At 65.2% G+C, this 17561-nt stretch carries 16 protein-coding genes; 5 read left to right on the forward strand and 11 right to left on the reverse strand.

Annotated elements, in window-relative coordinates; translation table 11 throughout:
- Nucleotides 1-58 precede the first annotated feature (58 nt).
- The 7 genes from J0W34_RS02115 to J0W34_RS02145 form a co-directional block, all read right to left on the reverse strand.
- A complete protein-coding gene (locus tag J0W34_RS02115; RefSeq protein ID WP_230970508.1) occupies nucleotides 59-874 on the reverse strand; it encodes a hypothetical protein in 816 nt (271 codons plus the stop codon).
- A complete protein-coding gene (locus J0W34_RS02120) occupies nucleotides 867-1637 on the reverse strand; it encodes a citrate synthase family protein (RefSeq protein ID WP_230970509.1) in 771 nt (256 codons plus the stop codon). Before J0W34_RS02120 ends, J0W34_RS02115 begins: the two co-directional genes overlap by 8 nt.
- A complete protein-coding gene (locus J0W34_RS02125) occupies nucleotides 1634-3415 on the reverse strand; it encodes a thiamine pyrophosphate-binding protein (RefSeq protein WP_230970510.1) in 1782 nt (593 codons plus the stop codon). The genes J0W34_RS02120 and J0W34_RS02125 overlap by 4 nt, the downstream gene beginning before the upstream one ends.
- A 353-nt stretch (nucleotides 3416-3768) precedes the next feature.
- Entirely contained in the window at nucleotides 3769-4485 is a 717-nt protein-coding gene (locus J0W34_RS02130) for a PEP-CTERM sorting domain-containing protein (RefSeq protein ID WP_227815370.1), read from the reverse strand.
- A gap of 214 nt (nucleotides 4486-4699) precedes the next feature.
- Nucleotides 4700-8587 carry a DUF3683 domain-containing protein gene (locus tag J0W34_RS02135; protein ID WP_230970511.1) on the reverse strand — a complete coding sequence of 1296 codons (3888 nt, stop codon included), beginning with the start codon at nucleotides 8585-8587 and terminating at the stop codon, nucleotides 4700-4702.
- A gap of 150 nt (nucleotides 8588-8737) precedes the next feature.
- Nucleotides 8738-10045, reverse strand: coding sequence for an ATP-binding protein (locus J0W34_RS02140; protein WP_230970512.1), 1308 nt, complete (start codon nucleotides 10043-10045; stop codon nucleotides 8738-8740).
- Nucleotides 10036-10890 carry a response regulator gene (locus J0W34_RS02145; RefSeq protein ID WP_230970513.1) on the reverse strand — a complete coding sequence of 285 codons (855 nt, stop codon included), beginning with the start codon at nucleotides 10888-10890 and terminating at the stop codon, nucleotides 10036-10038. The genes J0W34_RS02140 and J0W34_RS02145 overlap by 10 nt, the downstream gene beginning before the upstream one ends.
- A 79-nt stretch (nucleotides 10891-10969) precedes the next feature.
- On the opposite strand from J0W34_RS02145, the gene J0W34_RS02150 reads away from it, so the two are divergent.
- Together J0W34_RS02150 and J0W34_RS02155 are read left to right on the forward strand one after the other, a co-directional pair.
- Nucleotides 10970-11506, forward strand: coding sequence for a hypothetical protein (locus J0W34_RS02150; protein ID WP_227815374.1), 537 nt, complete (start codon nucleotides 10970-10972; stop codon nucleotides 11504-11506).
- Between the two features lie 11 nt (nucleotides 11507-11517).
- Nucleotides 11518-11814 carry an EF-hand domain-containing protein gene (locus J0W34_RS02155; protein WP_230970514.1) on the forward strand — a complete coding sequence of 99 codons (297 nt, stop codon included), beginning with the start codon at nucleotides 11518-11520 and terminating at the stop codon, nucleotides 11812-11814.
- Nucleotides 11815-11838: 24 nt separating this feature from the next.
- On the opposite strand, the gene J0W34_RS02160 is transcribed toward J0W34_RS02155, so the two are convergent.
- Nucleotides 11839-12189, reverse strand: a complete 351-nt coding sequence (locus J0W34_RS02160; protein WP_227815376.1) for a RidA family protein — start codon at nucleotides 12187-12189, stop codon at nucleotides 11839-11841.
- A 181-nt stretch (nucleotides 12190-12370) separates the two neighbouring features.
- Between J0W34_RS02160 and J0W34_RS02165 the strand changes: the two genes are divergently transcribed.
- Nucleotides 12371-12853, forward strand: a complete 483-nt coding sequence (locus J0W34_RS02165; RefSeq protein WP_230970515.1) for a cytochrome C — start codon at nucleotides 12371-12373, stop codon at nucleotides 12851-12853.
- Between the two features lie 28 nt (nucleotides 12854-12881).
- On the forward strand, nucleotides 12882-13583 hold the full coding sequence (locus J0W34_RS02170; protein WP_230970516.1) for a hemerythrin domain-containing protein: 702 nt from the start codon (nucleotides 12882-12884) through the stop codon (nucleotides 13581-13583).
- 6 nt (nucleotides 13584-13589) lie between these two features.
- On the opposite strand, the gene J0W34_RS02175 is transcribed toward J0W34_RS02170, so the two are convergent.
- From J0W34_RS02175 to J0W34_RS02185, 3 genes are read right to left on the reverse strand one after another with little or no spacing between them, the layout of a single operon-like run.
- On the reverse strand, nucleotides 13590-14927 hold the full coding sequence (locus tag J0W34_RS02175; protein ID WP_230970517.1) for a pyridoxamine 5'-phosphate oxidase family protein: 1338 nt from the start codon (nucleotides 14925-14927) through the stop codon (nucleotides 13590-13592).
- Nucleotides 14924-15451, reverse strand: coding sequence for a hypothetical protein (locus tag J0W34_RS02180; protein ID WP_230970518.1), 528 nt, complete (start codon nucleotides 15449-15451; stop codon nucleotides 14924-14926). Before J0W34_RS02180 ends, J0W34_RS02175 begins: the two co-directional genes overlap by 4 nt.
- Before the next feature lie 35 nt (nucleotides 15452-15486).
- On the reverse strand, nucleotides 15487-15906 hold the full coding sequence (locus J0W34_RS02185) for a YqaA family protein (RefSeq protein ID WP_230970519.1): 420 nt from the start codon (nucleotides 15904-15906) through the stop codon (nucleotides 15487-15489).
- A gap of 125 nt (nucleotides 15907-16031) precedes the next feature.
- On the opposite strand from J0W34_RS02185, the gene ilvA reads away from it, so the two are divergent.
- The gene (gene ilvA / locus J0W34_RS02190) at nucleotides 16032-17552 is read left to right on the forward strand and encodes a threonine ammonia-lyase, biosynthetic (protein ID WP_227815382.1); all 1521 of its coding nucleotides are present in this window, start codon (nucleotides 16032-16034) and stop codon (nucleotides 17550-17552) included.
- The last annotated feature ends 9 nt before the right edge of the window (nucleotides 17553-17561 follow it).

A 17561-nucleotide genomic window follows, 5' to 3' on the forward strand; every position in this document is an offset into this window, starting at 1 on the left:
TGGTTATATTTGTTTTTCATGCGTCCGCCAAGCGCAAATTACATCGAGTTTTCCTGCCTTATCGTTGATTTGCCTGTGGAACCGCCCATTTTCTGGGCATTTGACCGTCATATTCGATCATCTCAACGGGAATCGGAAGGAGTACGCCGCATGGTTGATCGCGCGCTTCCTTCCACACAGCGGGCATTCCCCCGAGAAACAGGGTGGCGACGTAGGCCTCCGCCGCTGTGCGATCGAGTTCAAGATCGACGCAGAAGGCAGCGACCATGGCGCCATAATTCATCTTCAGCGGCAGACCCTCGCGCGCCAGCAATTGCTCGAGACGGAAGGCGGTTTTCACTGCGGCGCCTTTGTCCAGGCCAAGCGTGCCTGCCCGTTTCATGAGCGGGGCAATGCGTTCGTCTTCGGCCACGATCGGGCGGCCATAGCCGCCAAAACGCAGCTTGCGTCGGCGATGGGCGCGCACGGCGGTACCCAGTTGTTCATCATCCTCGTGTGCATGCGCCCTGAGGAAGTCGTAGCACTCGAGAATCGGGCCCAGACCGTAGATGTGGGCGTCCGACGCGGCAATGGCTGCGCCAATGGCCAGGCCGGCCGAGGCGTGCGCGCTCCCTGCCAGTGCTGCGATCCGGTTGTTCCAGATGCGCGGATCGGCATAGCTGGTGTAGGTCCACACCGTCTCGAGCATTTCGATGGCCGCTGAGCTGAACTGCCTGCCGGTGAGCGAGAACAGATAGAGATCGAACCAGCTGCGCGTGCTCGCGTGATCATGCAGGGGGAGACCGCGAACACGTGCCCCGAGTCCCGGGAAGAATCCGCCTGCCTGTGTCACGACGTGGCCGATGGCGGCGTCGAAGTCCCTGGGTTCAGACATGGCCCGGCTCCGCGAGGGGGGCCTCGGAGAGGGTAAAGAAGGGAAAGTCCCGATACGACTTCCCGGATTGCTCGAGGGCATGTGCGAGTGCTCCTGGCAAGCGCAGCAGCAGATGGATCGCCTGGGCCTGTTCAGGGCTGAATCCCAGGTCGATACATGCAGCTGCCGCAACGCCGGAAAGGCTCAGACCGCGCCCGCAGTGGGCCGACAGCATGGGTTCGGCGTTGCGCAAGCACCTCAGGTGAGTCGCCAGCGGATTGAGGCACAGCGCGTCGAGACATTGGCGTACGACCTCTGGCGTGAAGTGAAGCTGTGGCGAGAAGCCGGGCCAGGTGCCATCGGTGTCAGCCTGCTCCGCCAGGGCCGAGCTCAGTTGATCCGTATCGATGCCGGCGTCAGCCCATGCAGCCATGGCGCGGACCAGGTCTGCGCTGCCGCCCTGATCGCCACTGGCGACCGCAAGCGCGGCCATCAGGCTGGCTGCGGGGTGGGAGCCGCCGATGCCGCCGCACATGGCCGCGTGCACCATGGGGTCGCGGGGGCCTGGATTGGCCAGCGCAACGGCGAGCTGTTCGAACAGGGCGCGTTGTTGGGCCGTTGGCGGCTCGTGCGTGAACAGCAGCCAGATCAGGTCCGCCCAGCCTGCGTGCTTGATCAGGTCGTCAAAGTAGTCGAAGCCCGACAGGCGAATGGCGCGTGCAGCAAAAGGCGAGCGCGTATCGGGCGATTCATCCCATATGCGGGTCTTGATCGTCGGTGTCATTTCACGGTGCCCAGTGCCTCGAGACGCATGCGGATGGGCGGCTCCTGCTCCGCATCGATGCGTACATCCAGCAAGGTCGGCGCCGACTTGGCGAGCAGGCCGGGCAGGTCGAGCGCAGCCAGGTCGGCCTCGTTGCGCACCACGATGCTGTCGACCCCGAGTGCCTCGGCCTGCCGGGAAAAGTCCACGCCCGGCAACTGGAAACCAATGGGTTCGGCGCGCGCAAGACGCTGACCGTGTTTCACCATGCCCAGGGCGCCGTCGTTGAGCACGACGAAGATGATCGGCAGGCGTTCGGCTTGCGCCACCGTGATTTCCTGGCCGCTCATGAGATAGCTGCCGTCGCCCGTGATACACACGACGGGGCGTCCCCGGCGGGCCAGTGCGACGCCGATCGAGGCCCCGATGGCCCAGGCCATGGGGGCGAAGTCCATCAGCACGCGCAGCCAGCTGGCGGCCGGATTGCGACGGTAGCCCTTTTCAGCCGCTTCTGTGGCCGAGCGGCGGCGACAGTTCAGTTCAAGATGGTGAATGGCCCAGGCTGTCCCATTGCCCGGATCAGCCAGGAAATTCGTGGTTGGCGGACAGCGTTCCGAGAGGACTTCCATCAGCACCTGGGGCCGGACGCCCGCAGCGATGGGCGGTGGGGTCGGGTTCAGGCGTGTGATCGCGGTGGGTGCCGGCGTCGGGGTGCGCATGAATTGCTCGGGCAGGTACTGCAGCAGACGACGGGCGACACCCGCGGGTTGGCCCGGGACATGCAAGCGTGCCATGGCCGAGCGTTGCAGGTGCTCCGTTTCCGCATCCACGTGAATCAGGCGTCGATTGAGCAGGACGTTGCTCCAGCCAGCGCTGGTCCACTCGCCCATGCTGACGCCGACGGCCACGAGCAGGTCGGGCTCGGAGGCGAGCAGCGTGTGGGCCTGTTGGTGCCCGGCAAAACCGAAGACGCCGTGATATCCGGGATGGGCGGGATTGATGAAGCCCTTGGCATCCGGTGTGGTGACGAAGCGGGCGCCGAGTCGTTCGATGACCTGCATGAACAGGTCCACTGAACCACCACTGCCATGGCCGAGAACGAAGACGGGGTGTTGTGCGCGGAGCAGCTCGCGCGCCATTTCCTGAACGGCATCGTCGTCCACCAGCACAGCCGGGGTCAGCAAGCGTGTCAGGTTGGCAGCCGGCCCGGTCCAGCCTTCGTGGGCGTTGCTGCGCTGGATGTCGACCGGAATCGTGAGATGGGCGGCACCACGGTGCTGGGCTGCATAGGAGAGGGCGCCCACGATCTTCGGTTCCGCCTGTTCCGGATGAGAGATCATGGAGTTGTAGCCGGTGCAGTGGCGGAACATGCCCAGGGTGTTGATGCCGGTACAGCCGGATTCCTGCAGTGCGCGGCGGCCAAAGGCGGCGAGCTTGGGCTGGCCGGTGATGGCAAGCAAGGGAATGTCGTTGTCGTGAGCGCACGCCACCCCGGTGATCAGGTTGGTGGCACCGGGCCCGGAAGTGGCGATGCACACGCCGATCTTTCCGCTCTCGCGGGCATAGCCTTCGGCCATGTAGGCGGCACCGGCTTCATGGCGTGCGGTGATGACACGTGGACCCCGTTTGCGCTCGCTGCGCGCCAGAGCATTGTAGATGGGCTCGATCGCACCGCCGGGCACGCCGAAAACGTATTCCACGCCAATGGCTGCCAGGTGCGCGATGATCAGATCGGCCACGTCGTCCGGGCGGCTGGCCTCTTCCGGGTGAACTAATGCGTTGGGCGTAGGGCGGTCCATATTTGATTTTCCTGTGTTTTAGCGTTCTCAGGTGTTTCCGGTCTTATGTCAAAAGGCATAAGTAGGCAGCTCGGGGCTGAGGTATTCCGGAGGCGCCGCTGCGCAACGTAATTCAGGGCAAATATGACAGCCGTGCGGTTTTCAACAGCTGGTACACATCGAGATACAAACCGATGTCATGTTGTGATCTATTCCGCATGTGACGCGGAAGTATGACGACGACAAAAAAGCCGCGAGGCGGCTGTTTGATGGTCGAGCACGCTGGAAAGGGTGCGCGTAGTGGGGGGTGTTCAGAGATGAAGGCGAAAAAAAACCGGGGTGCCATGCACCCCGGTTTTTCTGTCGGAAGCGGCTTACTGCTTCTTGCGACGCAGGCTCATCAGGCCAAGGCCGAGACCGGCGAGCAGCAGGGAGGTGGGCTCCGGAATCGGGTTGGTCACCACGATTTGGCCAACGTCACCAATCACCATGTCGTCGAACGCGAAGGTGTCACCACCGCCCGCATTGGCGAAGCTGATTGCGGTGTAGCTGTTGGTATCGTCGATGATGCCCCAGAACAGCGTGGCCTGGTCCGTGTTGCCGATGTTCAGGGAATGCGGCACGGTGAATTCGGTTTCAACGCCGTTGATGTCGGTGAGGGTCAGCGTCATCTGGCTGGTCACGAAGTCACCGATGTCGATGCCGTTGAAGCCGAAGGCGCTGACAGCCGTCGCGAAGCTGATGGTGAAGTTGCCGGTCGAAGCCGTGATGTAGTTGGTGCCGGAGGTGGCAAAACGACCGGTGCTCGGTGAGGTGGCCAGACCGATGCTACCGGCGAGGGTGGCGTCCAGCGGCGTGGTGGTACCCGGGAACTGGAAGCTGAACGGCTGAACGCCGGTCAGGGCTTCGAAGTCCTGGTTGCCGACGCCGCTCAGACCGCTCAGGAAGCTGGCGCGAGCTGCGGTGGAGTTGGGGCCGAGTACACCGGCGGTGGTGGGGTCTTCACCGAAAAAGGTGGAGAGCGCGGCATTTGCCGACACGGACATTGAAGCCAGTGCAACGGCTGCGGCGAGGGTCTTGATGTTCATCATGTTGAGCTCCGTGAGGATTGGGAATTGACTTTAAAACCGCGAAGCGGACACAGACGTGTCAGCAAATGGTGTGCCCATTCTCGAAGGGGTTTGTTTTTAAAGACAATTCGTCGGAAGTCAAGATAATGACAAATGCAACTTGTTAAATTTTCTGACAGATTCCCATGTCGATGGAATGTTCGCTGCCGAACCTCGGCAGCGAACATCAAAGCCATCAGAGCAGGACGCGCTCGATCCCGCCCCGGTTGGCCTGTTGCACGTACTCGGGCATCCAGTTCTCGCCGAGAATGTGCTTGGCGACCTCGACCACGATGTAATCGGCTTCCACATTGCCGTCGTCGCTGTAACGGGACAGACCCTGCAGGCAACTCGGGCAGGAGGTGAGCACCTTCACCGGGGCGGTGGCAGCGCCCTCGCGCAGCGCCTCGGCGCCGGCTTCGATCTCCTGCTGCTTGCGGAAGCGTACCTGTGTAGAGATGTCAGGCCGTGCGACGGCCAGGGTGCCGGATTCGCCGCAGCAGCGATCGTTCAGGTCCACGCGCGTGCCCATGAGCTGGTTGGCCACCTTGATGCCCGAATGGATCTTCATCGGGGTGTGGCAGGGCTCGTGGTACATGTACTTGGTGCCGCTCACGCCTTCGAGCTTCACGCCTTTCTCCATGAGGTATTCATGGATGTCGATCAGGCGGCAACCCGGGAAGATCTTCTCGAACTGGTACTTCTGCAGCTGATCCATGCAGGTGCCGCAGGAGACCACCACGGTCTTGATGTCCAGGTAGTTGAGCGTGTTGGCGACCCGGTGGAAGAGCACCCGGTTGTCAGTGGTGATCTTCTGACCCTTGTCCTCTTCGCCGGCGGCGGTCTGCGGGTAGCCGCAGCACAGGTAGCCCGGGGGCAGCACCGTGGTGGCGCCGACGTGATAGAGCATGGCCTGGGTGGCCAGGCCCACCTGACCGAACAGGCGCTCTGAACCACAGCCAGGAAAGTAGAACACCGCCTCGGAGTCGTCGCGCTTGACCTGCGGATTGCGGATCACCGGGATGACGGTGTCGTCCTCGATGTCCAGCAGGGCACGGCTGGTGCGCTTGGGCAGGTTGCCGGGCATGGGCTTGTTGATGAAGTGGATCACCTGCTCCTTGAGCGGCGCCTTGCGCAGGGTCGCGGGCGGCTGTTCCACCTGCGGCTGCACCAGCCCGAAAGACTTGGCCGTCTTGTGCGCCCAGCGCTGGGCCTTGTAGCCCCACTCGATCATGCCCTTGCGGATGATCTTGATGGTGGTCGGGTCCTTGACGGTGAGGAAGGCCATGGCGGCCGCCTTGCCCGGATTGAAGGACTTCTTGCCCTGCTTGCGCAGCAGGTTGCGCATCTTGATCGACACGTCGCCGAAGTCGATATCCACCGGACAGGGTTTCTCGCACTTGTGGCACACCGTGCAGTGGTCGGCCACGTCCTCGAACTCCGCCCAATGCGCCAGCGAGACGCCCCGGCGGGTCTGCTCTTCGTACAGGAAGGCTTCGATCAGCGACGAGGTGGACAGGATCTTGTTGCGCGGGCTGTAGAGCAGGTTGGCGCGCGGCACGTGGGTCGAGCACACCGGCTTGCACTTGCCGCAACGCAGGCAGTCCTTGATGTCGTGGGCGATCTCGCCCACATCGGTCTGCTCCATGATGAGCGACTCGTGCCCCATGAGGCCGAAGCTCGGCGTGTAGGCCCGCGCCAGGTTGGCGCCGCGCTGCAGCTTGCCACGGTTGAAGCGGCCGTCCGGGTCCACCTTCTGCTTGTAGTCCCAGTAATTGGCCATTTCCTCGTCGGTGAGGAAGTCCAGCTTGGTGATGCCGATACCGTGCTCGCCGGAAATGACCCCGTCGAGGGCTCGGGCGATGCCCATGATGCGCTCCACGGTCTCTTCGGCCATGCGCAGCATGGCGTAGTTGTCGGAGTTGACCGGGATGTTGGTGTGCACGTTGCCGTCGCCCGCGTGCATGTGCAGCGCCACGAACAGGCGACCGCGCAGCACCCGGTCGTGGGTGGCGTCGATGAGCTCACGCACCGGCTTGTACAGATCGCCGTCGAACACCTTCATCAGGCGCGCGCGCAGTTCGGTCTTCCACGAGGTGCGCACCGAGTAGTCCTGCAAGCGGTGGAACAGCACCGGGTCGGTGGCCGTGTTGGTCAGCTCGCCGGCTTCGATGCCGTATTCGCCGAACTGGTTTTCAGCCTGCGGCAGCGGCATGTCGAGGTTGTCGAGCAGCCACTGCCAGCGGCGGCCCACGTTGGTTACGTACTGGAGCGCGGACTGCTGGCGGTCACCGATGAGTTCCGCGGCTTCCAGATCGGCATCCTGCGTGTTCAGTGGCAGGTCGCCGGACAGGGCGTCGATCAGCGCATCGCACAGTTCCAGCTTGTTGCGCGTGGACAGCTCGATGTTGATGCGTTCGATGGCATCGCAGTAGTCGCCCATGCGCGGCAGCGGAATCACCACGTCTTCGTTGATCTTGAAGGCGTTGGTGTGTCGCGAGATGGCGGCGGTGCGCGAGCGGTCGAGCCAGAACTTCTTGCGCTGTTCGTCGGAGACGGCGATGAAGCCTTCCGAACCGCGTGCGTTGGTCATGCGGATGACTTCCGACGCCGCCTTCATGACGGCGTCTTCATCATGGCCGACGATGTCGCCGATCAGCACCATCTTCGGGCGGCCGTGGCGCTTGGCCTTGGTGGCGTAGCCAACGGCTTTCACGTAGCGCTCGTCCAGGTGCTCCAGACCCGCCAGCTGCACGCCCAGCCCGTGGCCTTCGCCCCCCGGCTTGAAGAAGTCGGTGATCTCGACGATGGCCGGCACGGCTTCGCGCACCTGGCCGAAGAACTCCAGACACACGGTGCGGGTCACCGGCGGCATCTTGTGGAGCACCCAGCGCGAGGCCACGATGATGCCGTCGGTGCCTTCCTTCTGCACGCCCGGCACGCCGCCGAGGAACTTGTCGGTCACGTCCTTGCCCAGGCCGTCCTTGCGACAGGCCGCGCCCGGCATCTGGAGCACTTCTTCAGACAGCTGCTTGCGGCCCGAGGCGTCGAAGCGGCGCAGGCGGAAATGCACGGTGTCCTGCTCGTGGATCTTGCCGTAATTGTGGTTGAGGCGCTCGACCTCCAGCCAGTTGCCGTCCGGCGTGACCATCTTCCACCAGGCCAGGTTGTCCAGCGCAGTGCCCCACAGCACGGCCTTCTTGCCGCCGGCATTCATGGCGATGTTGCCGCCGATACAGGAGGCCGAGGCCGAGGTCGGATCCACCGCGAACACGCGGCCAGCTGCAGTTGCGGCTTCAGCCACACGGGCCGTCACCACGCCGGCGCCGGTGCGGATGGTGGCATAGGGCGCATCCATCGGGCCGTCGATGCCCGGCAGGACCACGTCTTCGACCGGGCCGATATCGATGAGCTTTTCGGTGTTGATGACCACCGACTTCGGGTCCATCGGGATCGCGCCGCCGGTGTAGCCGGTGCCACCTCCGCGCGGGATGATGGTCAGGCCCAGTTCGATACAGTCGCGCACCAGATGGCCGATCTCGTCCTCGGTGTCCGGATAGAGGACCACGAAGGGGTATTCCACGCGCCAGTCGGTGGCGTCGGTTACGTGCGAGACGCGAGCGTGACCGTCGAAGCAGATGTTGTCCTTGCGGGTGTGGCGCGAGAGCACGCGCATGGCCTGCTTGCGCAGATCCAGCGTTTCCTGGAACTGCATCTCGAAGCGGGCGATGGCGTTGGAGGCCGCCTGCACCAGCGTTTCGACCTTGGCGCTGCGCTCCACGTCGTCGGATTGCGACTCGACGCGACGCTTCTCCACCTCGGCCAGACGGTGGCGCAGGGCGCCGACCAGGGCATCGCGGCGATTGCGGTTGTCCAGCAGATCGTCCAGCAGGTAGGGGTTGCGCTGCACCACCCAGATGTCGCCGAGCACCTCGTAGAGCATGCGGGCGGAGCGGCCGGTCACGCGTTCGGCGCGCAGATCGTCCAGCGCCTGCCAGCTTTCTTCGCCGAGCAGACGGATGACAATCTCGCGATCGGAATACGAGGTGTAGTTGTACGGAATTTCGCGCAGGCGTTGAGTCATGGTGGGGCGCTAGCGGTTCTTCGCGGGGAAACGTTCGATTCTATCAATGTGCGGCGCAACATGCAGCCACAACAAGACCTTACGACGGCGCGGGTCTTGTCGCATCCGGCCCCGCCATCGCAGTCTCAGGGCGTTTGAGGGGCTGATGGTTCAGGAGTTCGGGGCGGGCAGGCGCAATTCAACCCGCAACCCGCCCAACGGCGCGGCGTCGAAGCGCAGCGCGATGCCCAGGGTGCGGGCAATCTGGTCGGCGATGGCCAAGCCCAGTCCGGCGCCCGGAACGCCGCCGCGCGCACTGTCGCCCTGGGTGAATGGCTGGCGAAGTGTGTCGATCCGGTCAGCGGCAATGCCCGGCCCGGCGTCATCGACGACGATGAGCACTTCGCCACGCTCGGCGCGGGCGCGCACCTGCACCGGAGGCGCGCCGTGTTTCAGTGCGTTGCTGATCAGGTTGGTCAGCAGCCGCGTGAGCGCCGGGTGGTGGCTCAGCACACCCAGGTCGGCCGGCGCGTCGATGGCCACCGTCTCACCCTCCGGACAGGCGCCCCGTGCCTGGTGAAGGCAATCGAGCAGATTCAGGGGCTCAGGCGGGGTGGTGTCGTCCAGGCGGGCAAAGTCGATGAACTGCCCGATGATCTCGTCCATGCGTTGGCAGGCGCCGGCCATGCTGTCCAGCAGGACCGGGTCGGGCGGGGTGTCGTGTGCGTCCCGGAGCAGTTCGACCGACAGACGCATCTTGCTCAAGGGGGTTCGAAGATCGTGGGAGATGCCGGCCAGCATCAGTGCGCGGCTGCGCTCACGTTCGGCGAGCGCGGCCTGCATGCGGTTGAATCCCCGGGCCACTGCGGCCAGCTCCTCGGGCCCCTGTTCGCAGACCGGGTCGGGCGTGCGTCCGGCCTCGATGGCGCCCGCGGCGCTGGCCAGCGTGTCCAGCGGGCGATTGATCCGCCGCTGGATGCGCCATGCGCCGAACAGGGCGATGGCCAGGGTGGCGGCCCAGCTCATCAGCGTCGACAGGCCCGGGCGGGCGCTGAGATTGGGGCCCTGCACGGTCAGCCAGTGGTCCTCTCCGTCGACCGTCAGCCGAACGGACAGCGCGCCGCGCTCGCGCCGCCAGATGGCGTCGATGCCGTGGCGGGCCAGTTGCGCGGAGATGGCGCGCACGAGGATGCGCTGTGCCGGCAGCAGGCGATTGTCGTGGATGGCTTCGGGCTCGCCTTCGCCGGTATTGGCTGCGTTCAGTCGCGCCACGAAGGCGACGCGTTCCGCCGCGGGCAGGGCCGCCAGGCCCTCGCGCACGGCAATCAGGTTCTGCGCCAGCATGTCGGCGGTTTCCGCGGCCCGTGGCTTCTGCACGAACACGAAGAACAGCACCCCCGCCAACAGCTGTCCGAGCAGGATCATGCCCACCAGCAGCAGGAGGTTGCGCCCGAACAAGGAGCGCGGGGTCAGTCGCACGGCGCCTCGGCAGCGAGCATGTAGCCCTTGCCGCGCACGGTGAGGATCAGCCGCGGCTGGGCCGGGTCGTCCTCCAGCACACGGCGCAGGCGCAGGATCTGTACGTCGATGGCGCGCTCGGTGAGCTCGCGACCCCCGCCGTGCACCAACTCGATGAGCCGGTCTCGGCTCAGCGCGCGCCCCGCATTGGCCGCCAGGGCGCGCAACAGCTCGAATTCTCCGCTGCTGATGTCCACCGGGGCGTCGTCGCGCAGCACCCGACGGGTCACCGTATCGAGCCGGAACGGGCCGAAGCGCAGATCCGCCGGCGGGCGGGTGTGAATCTGTGCGCCGAGCATGCGCTGGCGACGCAGCATGGCTTCGAGCCGGGCCAGCAGTTCGCGTGGCTCGAAGGGCTTGGGCAGATAGTCGTCCGCGCCCATTTCGAGGCCCACGATGCGGTCGATGGCGTCCCCCCGGGCGGTGAGCATGAGCACGGGGATGGTCTCCCCGCGTGCCCGGAGGCGGGCACAGAAGCTCAGGCCGTCCTCCCCCGGCAGCATCAGGTCGAGCACCATCAGGTCAAAGCGTTCGCGCCCGAGCAGCCGGTCGGCCTCGGCCGTGCTCAGGCAATGCCGCACCTGGTAACCCCGGGTGCCCAGATAGCGAGACAGCAGGGCACCGAGCTCTGCCTCGTCGTCCACCACCAGGATGCGTGCCTTGTCCTCTTCCATGTCCCGTTCCGTTACCGGATGCCGCCATCTTATCGAGCCGTCGATGGCGCCGGCGTGCTTTTCATTACGGATGGTTACGGTGTGGCGAAGTTGAAACCCGACGTCATGAATCGTGGCGGTCCTGAAACCCATCGGCCGGGTCAGGCCCCTAGAGTCGAATCAAGCCCCGGCCGACCGGTCGGGGCAGGACATCAATCACGGAGATTCGATCATGAAAGGCTTTCTCAACCTGTGTGCGGCGGCAAGTTGTCTTGCCATCCTGAGCTTCGCCAGCGCCGATGCGTCCGCCGACAGCGTGCGCCACTTTTCCCGCGACAACCCCGCCGGCGGCACGACGGCCGGGCGTGTGACCCGTCGTGCCGGCCCCGATGGCGGTGCCACGGCCAGTCGCCGCATCCTGCGATCAGACGACGAAGGCAATCGGGCCGGCCGCAGCGCCCGCACCTGGCAAACGCCCAACGGCGGTGTCGGCGGCCGCGCCGGTGTCACCACCCGCAGCGCTGATGGCAGTGTCCAGCACCACAGTGGTATGGCGACCTCCGGCGCAAGAGGCAGCGCCTCGTCCACCGGTGGATTCACCAAGGATGCCGACGGTCATGTCAGCGGGCAACGCGACACGGCGGTGAGCAATGCCCAGACCGGCAACAGCTACAAGGGCAGCACCACCTATGATTCGAGCACGGGCGTGAGCCATTCGGGCACCTGCTACAACGCTGCGGGTGACATCATCGCCTGTCCGCGCCGCTGAGGGGGTGCGTCATGAAGCACAGGCGACACATGACGCCCGCACTGGCAGCGGCGATGCTGGTGTGCTTGTCGGACGCGGCGCTGGCGCAGCAGGCAGGCCGGCTCGAGCAGTTCCAGGCCCGGCTGGCCGAGCGCTTTGACGCTGCCGACCAGAACAAGGACGGCTGGGTGACGCGCGCCGAGGCCGAGTCGGGCATGCCCTTCGTGGCCCGTCACTTCGACAAGATGGATACCCAGGCGAAGGGGCGGCTCAGTCGGGACGACATCCTTGCCTACATCGCGACCCGTGCCGCCGAGCGTCAGCGCTGAATGGCTGCGCGCTGGCGGTGGTGATCAGCCCACCGCCGCCGTCAGCGCAATCTCGATGCGCCAGCCCTCGTTGGCCAGGGCGGCGACCTGCACGCAGGCCCGGCAGGGCGATGCGCCGGCTGGCACCCAGTTGTCCCACACCGCGTTCATGCCCTCCAGATCATCCATGCTGGTCAGGTAGATGGTGGCCATGAGAATGCGCGACTTGTCGCTGCCCGCCTGGGCCAGCAGACGGTCGATGCTGCCGAGCACTTCGCTGGTCTGGGTCTCGATATTGGTGTCGATGCTGGTGGGCACCTCGACGGTAAAGAGCGTGCCGTTGTGAACGACGATGTCGGAATAACGCTGTGTGGTGCCGAAGCGCTGGATGCTCATGGGTGGGCTCTCGATTCAGTGGGTGCGTGTCGTGATCGAGTCTAGCCGCTTTTGGTGAGGGTCGCCGACGCCGCGCAGGGCGGGTTTAGCAATTATTTAGGGATTCGTGACGGAAGACTTAGCGGCGGGCCACACTGCGCCTCCGTAAGCTGGCTCCATTCATCAACGAATGGAGTTTTTCATGAAACGGACCACGGCTTTTTTGAGCCTCTGCCTTGTCATGGCCACTGCGGCCCATGCCGATGATGTGGAACGCGGTCGCTACCTGGTGTCGGTAGGCGGTTGCAACGATTGCCACACGGCGCAATTCGCCGAAACGGGCGGTCAGATCCCCGAAACCCAGCGCCTCATCGGCGTGCCGGTGGGGTTCAGCGGGCCATGGGGCGTCAGTTACCCCGCCAACCTGCGGCTCACGGCGGCACGTCATGACGAGGATGCCTGGATGGCCCGGGTGCGTGCCGGTGGTCTGCCGCCCATGCCGTGGACCGCGCTGCAGGCCATGACCGATGCAGACCTGCGTTCCGTCTATCGCTATTTGCGCCATCTGGGCCCGGCCGGCGATGAGACACCAGCTGCCTTGCCGCCCGGGGCGCCCATTCCGACGCCGCATTTTGTCTTCGTGCCCCAGGCGCCGACCACCGTCGGCATGGCTGCACCCCGTTGATCGCAATTCGACTCAGGAGCGCTCCACCATGTCATTCATTCGACAGTTCCAGCCACCTGCCGCGCCACGTCACGACATCTACGTGGGCATCCACAAAGGCCTGCGCGCCTTCATGGCCGACACGCTGCTGCGCTTCGGTCGGCTCGATCCGGACGACGCGGTCGAACTGGCCGAGAGCCTCGATGCACTGACGGCTCTGATCGACCTGTGTGCTGCCCACCTGGTGCATGAAAACCAGGTGATCCACCCCGCGCTGAATGCGGCCGCGCGCGGTGCCAGTGATGCGGCATGCGATGACCATGTCGATCATGAGCACGCCATTGCACGCTTGCGCCAGCTGGCGGTACAGGTGCGCTCCAGCGCCCCGGTCGAGCGACCGGAGAGGGTCTTGCGGCTGTATCGGGTGCTGTCCTGCTTCGTCGGCGACAACCTGCTGCACATGCATCTGGAAGAGTGCGAGCACAACGCCTGCCTGTGGCGGGCCTATGACGATGCCGAGATACAGGCGCTTGAAGAACGCATCGTGGCGTCGCTGTCGCCGACCGAACTGATGCAAAGCCTGCGCTGGATGATTCCGGCCATGTCGCCGCGTGAGCGTCTCGAACTGCTCGGCCCGATGGCCGCGGCCATGCCGCCCGCCGTGTTCGATCAGGTGTATGCGATGGTGCGTCACTACCTGTCGGCGAAGGATCTGGTCAAGCTCGACCGCGGGCTCAAGTGCGCTGCATGAACTGCCTCAGCCGTGTTCCAGCTGGATCGGACGGTTCAGCTGTAACCGAAAGCGGCCACGACCGGTTTTTTCGAGCCGTACGTCATCGCTTCGGTCGATGAGCCGGCGGGTCAGCAGGATGAGGCGGGTGTCGAGGTTGTCGCAGATGTCGGGCAGCCTCAGGCAGGGGTCGAGACGCAGTTCCCGATTGGAAAACTCGGTGCGCCCGCTGTCCACGTGAATCTCGAGCAAGCGCTTGAGGATGGCGCCGGCGACCCCCTTGATGAGGTAGGTGTCATCGAAAAACACGCTGTTGTCGCGGGCGAAATGGCGCACGCGTAGCGGTCGCCCGTCGGGGACGGCGCCCGGTGGCGGCGCGGTGACGGACGTGTCGTCGCCGGGTTCGGCCTGCAAGGCTCGCAAGGCGAGCGAAAACTGGGCGCACAGGGTGACCAGCGCATCTTCCAGATCGTAGTTGAAGCGGCACAGCTGCCGGCTCTCGACATAGAGCACGCCCAGGCAGCGCCCCGTGGCCAGCAACGGGACCGCCAGCTGGCTGGCGGGTGCGGCCAGCCCGGGCAGGGGAATTTCCTCCCCGGGTTCGGGAAGGCCGTCTTCTGGTGCGATGCGGTCCCGCACCGCCCGGCTGTAGGCGTACTCCACGGCAGGAAACATCAGCCGGATCGGCGTGCCTTCGCGCGCCGCCACCCCCACAATGCCGTCGCCGAAGGCAATCTCTGCCCCCGCGCCGGAGTTGGCATAGCCGCGGCTGGCGATCACGCACAGGCGCTCGGCAGCACAGTCGGCCATCAGCAGGCTCTGGTGTTCGATGCCGAAATGGCGTTCCAGGGCGCTCTGCAAGGTGTCGACCAGCGCGTCGATGCTGTTGCACGTCGCCAGCGCATCGGCGCTGCGCCGCAGCGCGGGGAGTGCGGCAGGGGTGAGCGGCGCGGAGGGCAAGGTACGACCTGGCACGCTCTCGATATCGAGCACCCGGTAAATGTCGGCACCGCGTAGCCGGAACACGCCCACCATGCCGGTGTGCGAGGCGATGCCGGCGAGCTTGGCTTTCATGCGCTCGAACAGCGGCCCGCTGGTTTCGGTGCGCAGATAGCGGATGCGCAGCCGGTAGCGCGCCGCCGTGTCCGGATCCATCATCAGGACGGTCGCCACCGGATTGGCCAGAATGTTCTCGCGCGTCTTGTTGAAGAACTGAAAGGACAGGGCGATGTGGACGTCGTCCACATACATGAGCTGGGAGATGTAGGTGACGTTGGGCATTCCGTCCGGATCACAGGTTGCGATGCCGGCAGGCACGATGCCTTCGAGGCAGTTGCGCAGGCGATCCATGGACAGCAGGCTCATGGTGCGGGGCCGTCAGCAGCGATCGGCGCACCGGCCCGGGGCCCCGGGGTCTGACCGAACACGTCCCGAGGGGTGAAACGGATCACCGCGAGATCGTCCGGGGCGCACGCGAGCAGGGTGTGGACATAGGGCTCCGGGGTGTCGAAAGTTCTGAGCCGGTCGGCCATGGCGCGCACATAGGGGCCGAGCAGGGCGCGATCGTCTTCGTTCGCCGCGACCACTTCGGCGGCCGGGGCCTTGAGCTGCACTGTGCGGTGGCTCTCCGGCTCGTTGAAAACGGCCGCGACCGGATAGCCCCCTGCAACCGCAGCGAGCAGTCCGGTCGATTGCGAGCGCGATACCAGCACCCGCAGGTAGTGCGAATCCGCCGGGTCGATGCGGGCGCCCAGCCCTCTGACCAGCGTGGCCAGACCGTCGCCGCAGCCGGCGGCGACGTGGATGGATAGATGGCCAGTCACGAACTGCGCCAGCGCGGGGGACAGGTTCGCATCCATGGGCGCGACATGCGAATGAAAGAAGCTCAATTTACTGCAAAATTTTGTGGCCGTGGCGGGCGTTTTCAGTGGCTCAGCCAGACCAGCAGGGCGTAGCGAGCTGCCTTGCCCAGTGCCATCCAGAGCAGGCAGGGCCACCACGGCAGGCGCAGCCAGCCGGCGGCCGCGCACAGGGCATCCCCCACGACCGGTGCCCAGGCCAGCACCAGGGCAGGTGCGCCATGGCGCTGCAGCCAGTCGGTGCGATCCGCGTTGGCCGGTTTCGGGAACACGCGCGCCAGCAGGTAGGTGCTCATGCCGCCCAGGGTATTGCCAAGGCTGGCCAGCGCCCATGCGGGCAGCGCCATGCCCGGGTGCTGGACTACGTAAGCGACCAGCACCACTTCGGAGCCGCCGGGCAGCAGGGTGGCGGACAGGAAACTGATCAGGAAGACGGCGCCCAGGCCCGCATCGGGGCCAGGGTCGAGCCAATCGAGGAGGTCCATTCGGTCGGGTTGCGTGTGTGGGCGCACACATTGTCTCCGAACAAAGGGCTGACTGTCCTTGCCGCAGCGCATCAGCGCCTGATACCGTTCACGTTTCCCCTTGTGTTTACGGTCTTTTTGCCCCAATGAGCTCTTCTGCGCCCGACTATCTCGAACGTATCCTCAATGCGCAGGTGTACGACGTGGCCATCGAAACGCCACTGGACTACGCCGCCAGCCTGTCGGGGCGCATCGGCAACCGGATTTACTTCAAGCGCGAAGACCTGCAGCCGGTGTTCAGCTTCAAGTTGCGTGGCGCCTACAACAAGATGAGCAAGCTGTCGCCCGAGGCTCTGTCCCGCGGCGTGATCTGCGCGTCGGCCGGCAACCATGCCCAGGGCCTGGCGCTATCGGCGCAGAAGATGGGCGTGCGCGCGGTCATCGTCATGCCCACGACCACCCCGCTGATCAAGGTGGACGCGGTGCGTCGTCGCGGTGGCGAGGTGGTGCTGGCCGGTGAGAGCTATTCCGATGCCTATCTGCACGCCAAGGAACTGGAGCAGGCCGAGGGGCTGACCTTCGTGCATCCCTACGACGACCCTGAGGTGATCGCGGGTCAGGGCACCATCGGCATGGAAATCCTGCGCCAGCATGCCAAGCCCATTCATGCCATCTTCTGCTGTGTGGGCGGTGGTGGGCTGATCGCGGGCATTGCGGCCTACGTGAAGCGGGTGCGTCCGGACATCAAGGTGATCGGGGTCGAGGCCACCGACGCGGACGCCATGACCCAGTCACTGGCCAAGGGTGAGCGGGTCGAGCTTGAGCAGGTGGGCCTGTTTGCCGACGGTGCGGCGGTGAAGCTGGTGGGCGAGGAGACCTTCCGGCTGTGCCGGCAGTATGTGGACGAGATGATCCGTGTGGACAACGACGCCATCTGCGCCGCCATCAAGGACGTGTTCGAAGATACCCGCTCCATTCTCGAGCCGGCCGGCGCGCTGGCGGTGGCCGGTGCCAAGGCCTATGCGGCCCGTGAGGGCCTGCGTGACGAGGCGCTGGTGGCGGTGGCTTCCGGCGCCAACATGAATTTCGACCGCCTGCGCTTCGTGGCCGAGCGCGCCGAGGTGGGTGAGCAGCGCGAAGCGGTGCTGGCGGTGACCATCCCGGAAAAGCCCGGTTCCTTCCGTCATTTCTGCGAGCTGCTGGGCAGCCGGAACATCACCGAATTCAACTACCGGTACGCCGACAGTGCCGATGCCCACATTTTTGTCGGTGTCGGGGTGCTGAACCGCAGCGAGTCGCGGGCGCTGGTCGAGATGCTCACGCGGGAAGGCCTGCCGTGCTTCGACATGACCGACGACGAAATGGCCAAGAGCCATGTGCGCTACATGGTGGGCGGCCATGCGCCGCAGGCGAAGGATGAGCGCTTGTTCCGCTTCATTTTCCCCGAGCGGCCCGGGGCGCTGATGAATTTCCTCGACACCTTGCGCTCGGACTGGAACATCAGCCTGTTCCATTACCGCAACCACGGTTCCGACTTCGGTCGGGTGCTGGTGGGCATGCAGGTGCCGGAGGCCGATCGCGAGCGCTTCAAGACCTTCCTCGACAAGCTCGCCTACGAGTACACCGAAGAGACGGGGAACCCGGTCTACAAGATGTTCCTGGGCTGAGCCGCTGAG

This window comes from Nitrogeniibacter aestuarii, from assembly GCF_017309585.1.
GTDB classification, from domain to species: domain Bacteria; phylum Pseudomonadota; class Gammaproteobacteria; order Burkholderiales; family Rhodocyclaceae; genus Nitrogeniibacter; species Nitrogeniibacter aestuarii.

Coding starts and splice junctions, on each gene's coding strand:
- J0W34_RS02115 (WP_230970508.1), bottom strand. CDS start 874: ATGTCTGAACCCAGGGACTTCGACGCCGCCATCGGCCACGTCGTGACA.
- J0W34_RS02120 (WP_230970509.1), bottom strand. CDS start 1,637: ATGACACCGACGATCAAGACCCGCATATGGGATGAATCGCCCGATACG.
- J0W34_RS02125 (WP_230970510.1), bottom strand. CDS start 3,415: ATGGACCGCCCTACGCCCAACGCATTAGTTCACCCGGAAGAGGCCAGC.
- J0W34_RS02130 (WP_227815370.1), bottom strand. CDS start 4,485: ATGATGAACATCAAGACCCTCGCCGCAGCCGTTGCACTGGCTTCAATG.
- J0W34_RS02135 (WP_230970511.1), bottom strand. CDS start 8,587: ATGACTCAACGCCTGCGCGAAATTCCGTACAACTACACCTCGTATTCC.
- J0W34_RS02145 (WP_230970513.1), bottom strand. CDS start 10,890: ATGGGTTTCAGGACCGCCACGATTCATGACGTCGGGTTTCAACTTCGC.
- J0W34_RS02150 (WP_227815374.1), top strand. CDS start 10,970: ATGAAAGGCTTTCTCAACCTGTGTGCGGCGGCAAGTTGTCTTGCCATC.
- J0W34_RS02155 (WP_230970514.1), top strand. CDS start 11,518: ATGAAGCACAGGCGACACATGACGCCCGCACTGGCAGCGGCGATGCTG.
- J0W34_RS02160 (WP_227815376.1), bottom strand. CDS start 12,189: ATGAGCATCCAGCGCTTCGGCACCACACAGCGTTATTCCGACATCGTC.
- J0W34_RS02165 (WP_230970515.1), top strand. CDS start 12,371: ATGAAACGGACCACGGCTTTTTTGAGCCTCTGCCTTGTCATGGCCACT.
- J0W34_RS02170 (WP_230970516.1), top strand. CDS start 12,882: ATGTCATTCATTCGACAGTTCCAGCCACCTGCCGCGCCACGTCACGAC.
- J0W34_RS02175 (WP_230970517.1), bottom strand. CDS start 14,927: ATGAGCCTGCTGTCCATGGATCGCCTGCGCAACTGCCTCGAAGGCATC.
- J0W34_RS02185 (WP_230970519.1), bottom strand. CDS start 15,906: ATGGACCTCCTCGATTGGCTCGACCCTGGCCCCGATGCGGGCCTGGGC.
- ilvA (WP_227815382.1), top strand. CDS start 16,032: ATGAGCTCTTCTGCGCCCGACTATCTCGAACGTATCCTCAATGCGCAG.